The sequence below is a fragment of the Phaeobacter sp. HF9A genome (genome assembly GCF_011806385.1).
Classification (GTDB): Bacteria; Pseudomonadota; Alphaproteobacteria; order Rhodobacterales; family Rhodobacteraceae; genus Epibacterium.
In genome coordinates this window covers 1-11,119 of record NZ_JAATOX010000129.1, presented here as the reverse complement: position 1 = coordinate 11,119, position 11,119 = coordinate 1, and the positions used below count along the sequence as shown (strand labels likewise).

The following is an 11,119-nucleotide window of genomic DNA, read 5'->3' as shown; positions in this document are numbered from 1 at the left end:
AGCCGCGCCTGAAAGGCGCGGCTGCCGCCCCACCGCGATGCGCAAAGCGCAGCGCAATCCCTCGGGCGCGCCGCTTAGGTCAGCGAGGCGCAGAAGGTCTGGATCCGGGTGCAGGCTTCAGTCAGCGCCTCGTCCGAGGTGGCGTAGCTGACACGGAAGTTGGGCGAGAGACCGAAGGCGGCGCCAAAGACCACGGCGACATTGGCCTCTTCCAGCAGCGCCGAGGCGAAATCCTCGTCTGTTTCAATCCGCGTCCCCGCAGGCGTGGTCTTGCCGATCAGCCCGGCGATCGAAGGGTAGACGTAAAACGCCCCCTCCGGCACCGGGCAGGTGACGCCCTCGATCTGCGACAGCATGGAGACCACCAGATTGCGGCGGCGCACGAAGATCTCGTTGTTGGTCGCCAGGTAGTCCTGCGGCCCATTCAGCGCCTCCAGCGCGGCATATTGGCTGACGGAGCAGGGGTTGGAGGTCGATTGCGACTGGATCTTGCGCATCGCGGTGATCAGCTCCTGGGGACCTGCGGCATAGCCGATGCGCCAGCCGGTCATCGCATAGGCCTTGGAGACGCCATTGCAGGTCAGCGTGCGATCATAGAGCGCCGGTTCCACCTCTGCCGGGGTGCAGAAGGTGAAATCATCATAGGCAAGATGTTCATACATATCATCGGTCATCACCCAGACATGGGGATGGCGCAGCAGCACATCGGTGAGCGCCTTCAGCTCGTCGCGGGTGTATCCGGCGCCGGTGGGGTTGGAGGGCGAGTTGAAGATCAGCCATTTTGTCTTGGGCGTGATCGCGGCCTCCAGCTGATCTGGGGTCAGCTTGAAGCGGTTTTCCAGCGTTGCCTCCACCGCGACCGGCGTGCCCCCGGCCAGCAGCACCATATCGGGATAGCTGACCCAATAGGGCGCGGGGATGATCACCTCATCGCCCGGGTTCAGTGTCGCCATCAGCGCATTATAGAGCGTCTGCTTGCCGCCGGAATTCACCGTGACCTGGGCCGGAACATAGCCCAAGCCATTGTCGCGTTTGAATTTATCACAGATCGCCTGTTTCAGCTCGGCAATGCCATCCACGGCGGTGTATTTGGTTTTGCCGGCCTGGATGGCGGCGATGGCGGCATCCTTGATGTTCTGTGGCGTGTCAAAATCGGGCTCGCCCGCGCCAAGGCCGATGACATCGCGCCCCGCCGCCTTGAGCTCGCTTGCCTTGTTGGTGACGGCGATGGTTGGCGAAGGTTTAACGCGAGAAAGTGTCGCAGACAGAAAGGACATGTCGGGCCTCGGTTTGAATGTCGGATGGAAACCTCTTAGGGTGCGCATGAACGGCAATCAAGTCATCCTGAAGGAGAGACACATGACCGAGACAACTACAGACTGGTATGGCCCCGACGCGGCAACCTTTGGCGACCGCGTCGCCGCAGCGCGCGAAAAAGCAGGCATGTCCCAGGGCCAGCTGGCCCGTCGCATCGGTGTCAAGAAATCGACCCTTGTGGGCTGGGAGCAGGATCTGTCCGAGCCGCGCGCCAACCGTCTGTCGACGCTGTCGGGCCTGTTGAATGTCTCCATGAGCTGGCTTTTGACCGGCGAAGGCGACGAGCTGTCGGCCCCGAGCGCAGACACGCTGGGCGAAAGCATGGCCGATATCGCCCGCGAGCTGCGCGCGCTGCGCGAGGATCTGCGCAGCCAGGCAGAGCGCGCCGGACGGCTGGAAAAGGCGCTGCGCCGGCTGGCCGCGGATCAGGAACCGGCATGATGGAGGAGAGCCGCGAGACCCGGATCAAGCGGTTGTCCATGCGCTCCATGCGCCGTGGCATCAAGGAGATGGATATCCTCCTCTCCGGCTATGCCACGGCGAATCTGGCCGCGATGGACGCGGAAAAGATGGACCTCTATGACCATCTTTTACGGGAAAATGACCAAGATCTTTACCAATGGGTAACGGGTCAGGTCCCGGCGCCGGAGGGCTTTCGCGAGTTGATCGGTGAAATCGCTCGAACATATGAAAAATAAAAGAGAAAAGCGGTTTAACGCATTTTCAGGAAATTCCCGTCACATTGTTCATGAAGCCATTTCGATTCGGAGATGCTCATGAGTATGGAACGACCAATCAGCCAGCTGGACCGCAAAGGGTTCATGACTGGTTACCTTGACGCCCTGGCGCTGGTGGAGCGACTTCACCGCCTGTTGCTTGACGTGATCAAGGATGAGTTTGAACGTGTGGGTGTCCTTGACATCAACGCGGTGCAGGCTCTGTTGCTGTTCAACATTGGCGACAATGAGGTAACCGCGGGCGAGCTGAAATCCCGCGGGTATTACCAGGGCAGCAATGTCAGCTACAATCTGAAGAAGCTGGTGGAGATGGGCTATATGCACCATCAGCGCTGCGAGATCGACCGTCGGTCGGTGCGCGTGCGCCTCACCCCTCGGGGCCGGGAAATCCGTGACGTTGTTGCGTCGCTGTTTTCGCGTCACGCCGAGGGCCTGGAGACCAAAGGCGTGATCAGCGCCGAAGGGATCGAGGATATCACCGGCTCCCTCAAACGTATGGAGCGCTACTGGTCTGACCAGATTCGCTACATCTACTAAGCGCCGCTTTTTGGGTCAGACGACCCGGGAAGTTCCAAGACAGATCCAAGAGGCCCCTGATTGATCGCCAAACCCGCCATAGCCGGACTTAGTCAAGAAAATCAGATACCTTTGAGGAAATGTTAACCCTGTTGATCCTGCCGCAAATCGCGGATTGATGACTGATACGGGGGAGGTTGCAGAAGCAACCGAGGCACCGCCGAAGCCGGAAAATTCGGCAATCCGTTACAATATGCACGCAAGACGTTGCATCTCCTGCTGATCTGGAGTGCTGCGACGGTGACCCTATGGGACACCTGACCGGCGTTTGAGGATGGCGTGTTTGCACGACTGTCTTGAGCGTGGACCGGGGCCGTGATCACAGCCCCGTTCGTTTGCGTGGCCGCCCGGATGTCGCGCCGATCCGGGCCAGGCGCGGATCCGCCCAGTTGGGTTGGGCAAATCCGTCCTCAGGGCTTACCAGTGGCCGGTGTTTTCCATGCTGGCCCAGGGCTCTGCCGGGGCGAGCGGTTCGCCCGCCTGCAACAATTCGACCGAGATATTATCGGGCGAGCGCACAAAGGCCATGTTGCCGTCGCGCGGCGGGCGGTTGATGGTCACGCCATTGTCCATCAGGTGCTGGCAGGTGGCGTAGATATCATCCACCTCATAGGCGAGATGGCCGAAATGACGGCTGTCGGAGGGCAGCTCGTCATCGCCGTCCCAGTTCCAGGTCAGCTCCACCGGGCAGTCCTCTTGCCCCGGAGGCGCCATGAAGATCAGCGAAAACCGGCCGCCTTCGCTGTCATGGCGGCGGGTCTCTTTCAGGCCCAGAAGTTCATAAAATGCCATGGATTTTTCCAGATCTTTCACGCGAACCATCGTGTGCAGATATTTCAGCGGCATGGGGTGCTCCTTTTTGTCAGCAGCCGGAATGGCCTGTCTCGCGCCTAACCTAAGCAGCCGCGCGCGAATGTCGAGGGGGCGGGCGCAAAGCGCTTGGATCTGAGTACGGCGCAGGCTATCACCGAGAAAAACAGCAGGAGGTCTCCCCATGCAGCAGTATCTCGCCGCTTTGCAGCATATCCTCGATCACGGGGTGGAAACCACGGATCGCACCGGCACCGGCACGATCTCCTGTTTTGGCATGCAGCAGCGCTATGATCTGGCCGATGGTTTTCCGCTGGTCACCACCAAGAAGCTGCATCTGCGCTCGATCATCCACGAGCTTCTGTGGTTCGTCTCCGGCGACACCAATATCACATATCTGAAAGAGAACGGTGTTTCGATCTGGGACGAATGGGCGGATGAAAACGGCGATCTGGGGCCGATTTATGGCCATCAATGGCGTCGCTTTCCCCGGCTGGAGCTGGCAGAGGGCACGCTGGGCGATGAGCCACTCTATCGCGCGGGCACGGTGGATCAGATCGCCGATCTGGTGGAGATGATCCGCAAGAGCCCCGACAGCCGGCGGCTGATCGTCTCGGCCTGGAACCCGGCGGATGTGCCCGAGATGGCGCTGCCGCCCTGTCACAGCCTCTGGCAGGTGCGGGTGCTGGGCGGCAAGATGCATTTGCAGCTCTATCAGCGTTCGGCGGATATGTTCCTTGGGGTGCCATTCAACATCGCCTCCTATGCGCTGCTGCTCCAGATGCTGGCGCATGTCTGCGGCTATGAGGCTGGCACATTTGTGCACACAATGGGCGATGCGCATATCTACTCCAACCACATCGAGCAGGTAAAATTGCAGCTGTCGCGCACACCCAAACCGCTGCCACAGATGCGGATCACGCGGGATGTGGAGTCGATCTTTGATTTCAAATTTGAGGATTTCGAGGTCATTGGCTATGATCCCGACCCGACCATCAAGGCTCCGGTCGCGGTCTGAGACCTCCGGCAAGAAGGCAAGAGCATGATTACCCTGATCGTCGCGCGGGCGCGCAATGGCGCCATCGGCAAGGACAATGACATCCCCTGGCACGCGCCGGAGGATCTGAAGGCGTTTCAGCGCGAAACCCTGGGCGGGGCCATTATCATGGGCCGCAACACCTGGGAGTCGCTGCCGTTCAAGCCTTTGAAAAACCGGTTGAATATCGTGGTGTCCTCGAACCCAGATGCCGCGGATCTGGTGGTGCCCTCGATCACGGAGGCCATCGCATTGGCGCGGCGCGAGGGCTATCTGCGGATCTATGGGATCGGCGGCGCGGGGATCTATGGCGCGATGCTGGAGCATGCGGATCGGCTGATGATCACCGAAGTGGATCTGGAGATCGCCGAGGCCGACGCCTATTTTCCCCCCTTTGACGAAAGCGCATGGCGCGTGGTGGCAAACGCGCCACTGCGCGCGGCGGAGCCTGCCTGTGTGCTGCAAGAGTATCTGCGCAAGCCGGTCTGAGGTCAGATTCGGCGCGCGGCGCAGGCGGGGAGGGTCGCAGCTGCGCCCAATCCAGACCAGTCCTGTTCGGGCGCAGCAGAGTTTTTGGGGGAGGGCTTAGAGTGGGCGAATGTCGCTGGCCATCTGACGGCCATCGCGACCCTCGGCCAGCTCGTATCCCACTTTCTGATTGTCCGCGAGGCCGGTCAGGCCTGAGCGTTCGACGGCGGAAATGTGAACAAATACATCTTTGCCGCCTTCTTCGGGTTCAATAAAACCATAGCCCTTGGTGGTGTTGAACCATTTCACGGTGCCGGTTGGCATGTCCCGTGTCTCCTTCTTACTTGCACTTCACTCTGGGCGCGCCCAAAGTACCTTTCACCCACAGGTGCCGAAGTCGATCCGCATCGCTCGGGCTGTGGTCGTCGAGACCCTTGGTTAACAAGGGCCACAATCACTGTGGCACGGGTCAAAAAAAAATCAAAGGAAATCGGTGGGGCTCTACCGTAAATTGTGTGAAACTTTCCTGTTGAGCGAGGAACGGGTATGAAACTCTATGGTTTGAAGACATGCGATACATGCCGCAAGGCGCTGAAATCGCTAGGGGATGTGGACTTCGTCGATGTTCGCAAAGACGGCGTTCCGGGGGCGGTGATTGAGCAGGCATTTGCACAATTCTCGGATAAGTTACTCAATACACGCTCAACCACATGGCGAGGCTTGAGCGAAGATGAGCGTAAAAAAGCACCGCTGGAGCTGCTGGCGGAGCATCCGAGTCTGATGAAACGGCCGCTGATCGAGGCGGATGGGCGGCTCTATCTGGGCTGGACGGATGATGTGAAATCCGCGCTTGGTGTCGCCTGAGCGCGACGGTAGCAGTGCCGACCAACAGGGCGCGCAGTTGCGATACGGCGCGCCCTGTTGTGTGTCAGATGAGAGGCGTCAGGCGGGCAATGTGGCCTGGCGGCGACGCAGGATCGCATCGACCGAAAACGCCCCGGCGCCCTTAATCACCAGCACGCTGAGCACAAAGACCCAGAGCAGGCGCTGATCCATGATGGCGCTGTCAGAGGCGCGGTCGAACCAGGCGCCGAGGGTCTTGGCATCGGTTACCCCATGGCCATAGACGTCGGTCAGGGATTGCAGCACCACAAAGCCGATCATCCCCAGCGCGGCAAGGCGGGTGGCAAGGCCGATCACGATCAGCAGCGGCAGCAGGAATTCCGCATAGGTGCCCGCCACCACCACGGCCCAGTGAAACAGGCCGAGCTGCGAGACATCATAGCCAACGGCCTCCAGCTGTTTGGGAAAGATCTGGCTATAGGCGCCGATCGAGGGCGAGAAGATCCCATCGCCGAGCTTGGTCAGGCCGGAGTTCCAGTAATAGACCAGGAGCACGGCGGCAAAGGTAAAGCGGGCAAACATCGGCAGCAGCCAGCTGCCTGCGCGTTCAACGAGGTCAAATACCATATTGTGTAGGGAAATCAGCACGTTCATGGGCGTTCCTTTGGCAAGACGTCAGTCAGGGCTGCGCCGTTGATCAGCAGCGCCAAGGGGGCGCTGAGGTCGAAATCGGGGGCTTCGGCATAGGCGATATCGGTGGCGGTCGCGAGCGTCTCGCCCGCCTGAAGCGCCGTGATCCAGCTGGCGGCGCCGGGCGGCAGCGGCTGGGGCTGCGGGTCATAATCGGGGCGGGTGATCAGCACGTCTTCGGCGCCGGCCTGCGGTTTGGGGGCGCCATCAAGGCTGTTGTAGCGCCAGATCGAATAGATCGGCCAGGGCGCGCGCAGGAGCGCCATGGCGGGGGCAAACCGCAGGCGGCAGGACATCAGCGCCTCGGGCGGCAAGGCGGCGAGCTGTTCCGCGTCGATCGGCGCGGCGTCGGCGGCGTGGTAGCTGCGGCGCAGGGCCAGCTCCAGCCGCGCCACATCGCCGAGGTAGCCAAGATGCGCAAGCTGCTCCATCCCGTCGAGAAACGCCGGGAAACTCTCGCCATACTGCATCATCAGCGGCGATTTTGGCGGATGGGCCCGCAGATAAAGCCCCGCGAGCCCGTCCATGTTTTCCTTGCCCAGAAGGCGCGCGATCACCGGAAAGCCCTGATGCAGCGCTTCGGTCAGGGAGACGGCGACATTGTTGCGATAGACGCTGAAACGTCGCCCGGCGGCGCGCATTTCGCCGTCCAGGAGCCCTTCGGGCACCGGCAGCTGCGCGTTCAATATGGCGCGGGTGAACTCCTGCTGGCGCGACATCAGGCGGCCTCTCGCGCCTGCGTGAGCGCGGCGGCGGCGCGGGCGGCTTCGGCGGCCAGCACCGGCCAGTCGGGCACATCGGTGTCCCATTCCACCAGCACCGGGCGGGCACCGGAGCGGGTCAGCGTGTCGCGAAGCAGCGCCCAGACCGGATCGACGACCTCGGCGCCGTGACTGTCGATCAGCAGCGGCTTGCCATGGTCGTCTTCGTCCTCGTCATGGCCGCCGACGTGGATTTCCCCCACCAGATCAAGCGGGTAGGCGGCGATGTAGTCCTGCGGGCGATAGCCGAGGTTGGTGGCGGAGACAAAGACGTTGTTGACGTCCAGGAGCAGGCCACAGCCGGTGCGGCGGGCGATTTCATGCAGAAACGCGGGCTCCTCCCAGGTGCTCTCGGCGAAGGCGAGGTAGCTCGACGGGTTTTCCAGCAGCATGCGGCGGCCCAGGAGATCCTGCACCTGATTGATGTGATCACAGACGCGCGCCAGCGTGGCGTCGGTATAGGGCAGCGGCAGCAGGTCGTTGTAGAAATGGCTGTCATGGGTGGACCAGGCCAGATGTTCGGAAAAACTGGCGGGGTTGAGCCAGCTCAGGAGCTGCTTGAGCCGCGCGAGGTGATCCGCATCCAATGGGGATTCGCCGCCGATCGACAGGCCAACACCATGCACCGAGATGGCAAAGCGTTCGGCCAGGTGGCGCAGCTGCGCCAGCGGCCGGCCGCCATCGCCCATGTAGTTCTCGGCGTGGATCTCCAGCCATTGCACCGGGCCGGGCGCGTCCAGAATCTGCTGGAAATGCTGCGGCTTATAGCCAACACCTGCGGCATTGGGCAGCTGGTTCAGGCGGAGCGGGGTGGGGGTGGTAGATGCGGACATGGCGCCTCTCTTCTGGGGCAAACAGGTCTGGCGCAATGAAGGCCGGTGCCGCGCGGCGCAGCATGGAAAGTGCAGCGGGCGCCCCGGTCAGGGCGCCCGGCGTGTTCTGTGCAAGAAAGACCGAAGGTCTTAGGCCGGCTGGTCGCGATCCAGGGCTTCCAGCGCGCCATGGCGCGGGGTGCCATCGGCGGCGGCGGGGATTTCAATATCCGCGCAGGTGCCGGCGTCGACCAGGGTCCAGGCGTTGCCCTGGTAATCCACGGTGGAGGTGCCGGCGCAGGTGGTGCCGGGGCCGGCGGCGCAGTCATTCTGGCCTGCCAGCGAAACGCCATAGCATTTTTCCTTGGCCTGAGCAGAGGCCTGGGTGGTGGCGACGGCGGTCAGCGCAGCGGCAACGGCGCCTGCAACGGCGAGGGTCTTCTGTGTGGTCGACATCGGCGTGTTCTCCTCAAGTCGTGTCTGGGTCTGTAATGACAGCTCTAACCTAACCTTGGTGGCAATGGGAGCAAACTCACGAGAGCGTGTCTCACGCGGGCGTCAGAGGATGTCAGAATGCCGCAGTGATTTTTGTATGTTTGTCCAGGGGGTTAGGTCTGGATGTAACAAAACGGCCCCCGATCGGGAGCCGTTTCTATCAAGATCAATTCGTTTTGTTACAGCAGATCTGGCGGCGTTGCGGCACGCGCGAGCTCTTCTGTAACATTTGCAAGGGTTTCGACCTTGGTCTGTTTTTCCCCCAGTCGCCGCACGGAAACGGTGCGCTCTTCGACTTCGCGGTGACCCACGGCGAGAATGACCGGCACCTTGCCCAGCGAGTGTTCGCGGACCTTGTAGTTGATCTTCTCGTTGCGGATGTCGGCCTCGGCGCGCACGCCAGCGGCGCGCAGGATCTCGACCACCTCGTTGACGTAGTCATCGGCCTCGGAGGTGATGGAAGCGACCACCACCTGACGCGGGGCGAGCCAGAAGGGCAGCTTGCCTGCGTGTTCCTCGATCAGGATGCCGATGAAACGCTCAAAGGAGCCGAGCGTCGCGCGGTGCAGCATCAAGGGGCGGTGCTTGTCGCCGTCCTGACCGACATAGCTGGCGTCCAGACGTTCGGGCAGGTTGGGGTCGATTTGCAGCGTGCCGCATTGCCAGTCGCGGCCGATCGCATCGGTGAGCACGAATTCCAGTTTCGGACCGTAGAAGGCGCCTTCGCCTTCCTGGATCTCATAATCATACCCCGCCGCCTTGATGCCGCTGGCAAGGGCCGCCTCGGCCTGATCCCAGCTTTCTTCAGTGCCGACGCGTTTTTCGGGCCGCGTGGAGAGTTTCACGCGCCATTTGTCAAAGCCGAGGTCGGCATAGACCTTGGCGAGGAAGGAGACGAATTCCTTGGTTTCCGATTCCACCTGATCGGGGGTGCAGAAGATATGGCCATCGTCCTGGGTAAAGCCGCGCACCCGCATGATACCATGCATGGCGCCGGAGGGCTCGTAACGGTTGCAGGAGCCGAATTCGGCCATCCGCAGCGGCAGGTCGCGGTAGGATTTCAGACCCTGGTTGAAGACCTGGATGTGGCAGGGGCAGTTCATCGGCTTGAGCGCGTTCACCGCCTTTTCGCGGGCGTGATCTTCGTCCACCTCAACAATGAACATGTTTTCCTGGTAGTTGTCCCAGTGGCCCGAGGCCTCCCAGAGCTTGCGGTTCACCACCTGTGGGGTGTTGACCTCCACATAGCCGTTTTTGTCCTGCATGCGGCGCATGTAGTCCTGAAGCGTGGTGTAGATGCGCCAGCCGTTGGGGTGCCAGAACACCATGCCGGGGGCTTCTTCCTGCATGTGAAAGAGGTTCATCTCGCGGCCCAGCTTGCGGTGGTCGCGCTTGGCGGCCTCTTCCAGCATGGTGAGATGCGCCTTGAGCTTTTCCTTGCCGGTGAAGGCGACGCCATAGATCCGTTGCAGCATCTGACGGTTGCTGTCGCCGCGCCAATAGGCGCCGGCGATCGACATCAGCTTGAAGGCATCGCCCGGCACCTGGCCGGTGTGCTGGAGGTGCGGGCCGCGGCAAAGATCCTGCCAGTCGCCGTGCCAATACATGCGCAGGGGCTCGTCACCCGGAATGGCATCGATCAGCTCGACTTTATAAGGTTCGTTGTTGTCGGTGTAATGCTGGATCGCACGCGCGCGCTCCCAGACCTCCGTGGTCACCGGTTCGCGTTTGTTGATGATCTCTTTCATCTTCTTTTCGATGGTGCCGAGGTCTTCGGGGGTGAAGGGCTCGGCGCGGTCGAAGTCGTAATACCAGCCGTTTTCAATAACCGGGCCGATGGTGACCTTGGTGTCGGGCCAGATCTCCTGCACGGCGCGGGCCATGATATGGGCGAGGTCGTGGCGGATCAGCTCGTTGGCCTGCGCCTCGTCCTTGAGGGTGTGAATGGCGATTTGCGCATCGCTGTTGATCGGCCACTGGAGGTCCCAGTGCTTCCCGTCGTCGGTTTCTTATATTTCTTTTTTCTCTAGGGAGGGGGAGTTTTCGGCGGCGACCTCTGCGGGGGTTACACCGGCATCGAAGTTGCGTGCGTTGCCATCGGGAAAAGTGAGGGAAATCTGGGCCATGTGCTGGCTCTCCTCGTCGGTTTGGCGCCCACTGAACGCCCGGTTGCGGGTTATATGCGTTTGCGCTGTTTGGCCGAGGGGCGCGGCGAGGTCAAGTGTTTTGCGGCGGCGGGCGAGGGGGCTGCTGGCCGGTGCGAGGGGCGCTGCCCCTCGCGCTCCCCGGGATATTTGTAAAAAGATGAAGGGGTTTGGAGAATCTGCGCAAGCGTGGCATGGATTTGGAAAATCAGGAGTTGGAGGACCATATGGCACCGCAGTATCTGGAGACGGCGCAGGGGCGCAGGATTGCCTATCACAAGACCGAGGGGCAGGGGCCTTGCGTGGTGTTTCTGGGCGGGCTGAAGTCCGACATGGAGGGCACCAAGGCGCTGTTTCTGGAAGAATGGGCGCGGGCGCGGGGGCAGGCGTTTTTGCGGTTTGATTACTCCGGTCACGGCGAAAGTTCGGG

General features: G+C 61.5%; 13 protein-coding genes and 2 pseudogenes. 7 read left to right on the top strand and 8 right to left on the bottom strand.

What is annotated here, in order from left to right; genetic code table 11:
* Positions 1–74 precede the first annotated feature (74 nt).
* Positions 75–1,277 carry a pyridoxal phosphate-dependent aminotransferase gene (locus HCZ87_RS17445; protein ID WP_167645823.1) on the bottom strand — a complete coding sequence of 401 codons (1,203 nt, stop codon included), beginning with the start codon at positions 1,275–1,277 and terminating at the stop codon, positions 75–77.
* Positions 1,278–1,359: 82 nt separating this feature from the next.
* On the opposite strand from HCZ87_RS17445, the gene HCZ87_RS17440 reads away from it, so the two are divergent.
* The 3 genes from HCZ87_RS17440 to HCZ87_RS17430 all read left to right on the top strand — a co-directional run bounded on the left by HCZ87_RS17440 (position 1,360) and on the right by HCZ87_RS17430 (position 2,591).
* Positions 1,360–1,758, top strand: coding sequence for a helix-turn-helix domain-containing protein (locus tag HCZ87_RS17440; protein WP_167645821.1), 399 nt, complete (start codon positions 1,360–1,362; stop codon positions 1,756–1,758).
* Positions 1,758–2,015 carry a succinate dehydrogenase assembly factor 2 gene (locus HCZ87_RS17435; RefSeq protein ID WP_167645827.1) on the top strand — a complete coding sequence of 86 codons (258 nt, stop codon included), beginning with the start codon at positions 1,758–1,760 and terminating at the stop codon, positions 2,013–2,015. The genes HCZ87_RS17440 and HCZ87_RS17435 overlap by 1 nt, the downstream gene beginning before the upstream one ends.
* A gap of 78 nt (positions 2,016–2,093) precedes the next feature.
* Positions 2,094–2,591 (top strand): MarR family winged helix-turn-helix transcriptional regulator, encoded by a 498-nt coding sequence (locus HCZ87_RS17430; protein WP_175582309.1) that lies wholly within the window; start codon positions 2,094–2,096, stop codon positions 2,589–2,591.
* Positions 2,592–3,047: 456 nt separating this feature from the next.
* Here the strand turns inward: HCZ87_RS17430 and HCZ87_RS17425 are convergent, their stop codons facing one another.
* A complete protein-coding gene (locus tag HCZ87_RS17425) occupies positions 3,048–3,476 on the bottom strand; it encodes a VOC family protein (protein ID WP_167645816.1) in 429 nt (142 codons plus the stop codon).
* A gap of 148 nt (positions 3,477–3,624) precedes the next feature.
* Here HCZ87_RS17425 and HCZ87_RS17420 point away from each other — a divergent pair, with 148 nt between their 5' ends.
* The gene (locus HCZ87_RS17420; RefSeq protein ID WP_167645814.1) at positions 3,625–4,458 is read left to right on the top strand and encodes a thymidylate synthase; all 834 of its coding nucleotides are present in this window, start codon (positions 3,625–3,627) and stop codon (positions 4,456–4,458) included.
* A 24-nt stretch (positions 4,459–4,482) separates the two neighbouring features.
* A complete protein-coding gene (locus HCZ87_RS17415; RefSeq protein ID WP_167645812.1) occupies positions 4,483–4,965 on the top strand; it encodes a dihydrofolate reductase in 483 nt (160 codons plus the stop codon).
* A 96-nt stretch (positions 4,966–5,061) separates the two neighbouring features.
* Here HCZ87_RS17415 and HCZ87_RS17410 read toward each other — a convergent pair whose 3' ends face one another.
* Complete coding sequence (locus HCZ87_RS17410) at positions 5,062–5,268, bottom strand: cold-shock protein (protein ID WP_167645809.1); 207 nt, start codon at positions 5,266–5,268, stop codon at positions 5,062–5,064.
* Between the two features lie 222 nt (positions 5,269–5,490).
* Between HCZ87_RS17410 and HCZ87_RS17405 the strand changes: the two genes are divergently transcribed.
* A complete protein-coding gene (locus tag HCZ87_RS17405) occupies positions 5,491–5,808 on the top strand; it encodes an ArsC/Spx/MgsR family protein (protein ID WP_167645807.1) in 318 nt (105 codons plus the stop codon).
* A 78-nt stretch (positions 5,809–5,886) separates the two neighbouring features.
* On the opposite strand, the gene HCZ87_RS17400 is transcribed toward HCZ87_RS17405, so the two are convergent.
* The 5 genes and pseudogenes from HCZ87_RS17400 to thrS all read right to left on the bottom strand — a co-directional run bounded on the left by HCZ87_RS17400 (position 5,887) and on the right by thrS (position 10,671).
* Positions 5,887–6,441, bottom strand: a complete 555-nt coding sequence (locus HCZ87_RS17400; protein WP_167645805.1) for a DoxX family protein — start codon at positions 6,439–6,441, stop codon at positions 5,887–5,889.
* Positions 6,438–7,196: a DNA-binding domain-containing protein gene (locus HCZ87_RS17395; protein ID WP_167645803.1), complete on the bottom strand. Its 759-nt coding sequence runs from the start codon at positions 7,194–7,196 to the stop codon at positions 6,438–6,440. Before HCZ87_RS17395 ends, HCZ87_RS17400 begins: the two co-directional genes overlap by 4 nt.
* Positions 7,196–8,071, bottom strand: a complete 876-nt coding sequence (locus tag HCZ87_RS17390; RefSeq protein WP_167645801.1) for a DUF692 domain-containing protein — start codon at positions 8,069–8,071, stop codon at positions 7,196–7,198. The genes HCZ87_RS17395 and HCZ87_RS17390 overlap by 1 nt, the downstream gene beginning before the upstream one ends.
* Before the next feature lie 129 nt (positions 8,072–8,200).
* Positions 8,201–8,506: a DUF2282 domain-containing protein gene (locus HCZ87_RS17385; protein WP_167645799.1), complete on the bottom strand. Its 306-nt coding sequence runs from the start codon at positions 8,504–8,506 to the stop codon at positions 8,201–8,203.
* 218 nt (positions 8,507–8,724) lie between these two features.
* Positions 8,725–10,671: pseudogene (gene thrS, locus HCZ87_RS17380) on the bottom strand (threonine--tRNA ligase).
* Between the two features lie 245 nt (positions 10,672–10,916).
* On the opposite strand from thrS, the pseudogene HCZ87_RS17375 reads away from it, so the two are divergent.
* Positions 10,917–11,119 (top strand): annotated as a pseudogene (locus HCZ87_RS17375) (alpha/beta hydrolase); the annotation flags it as partial.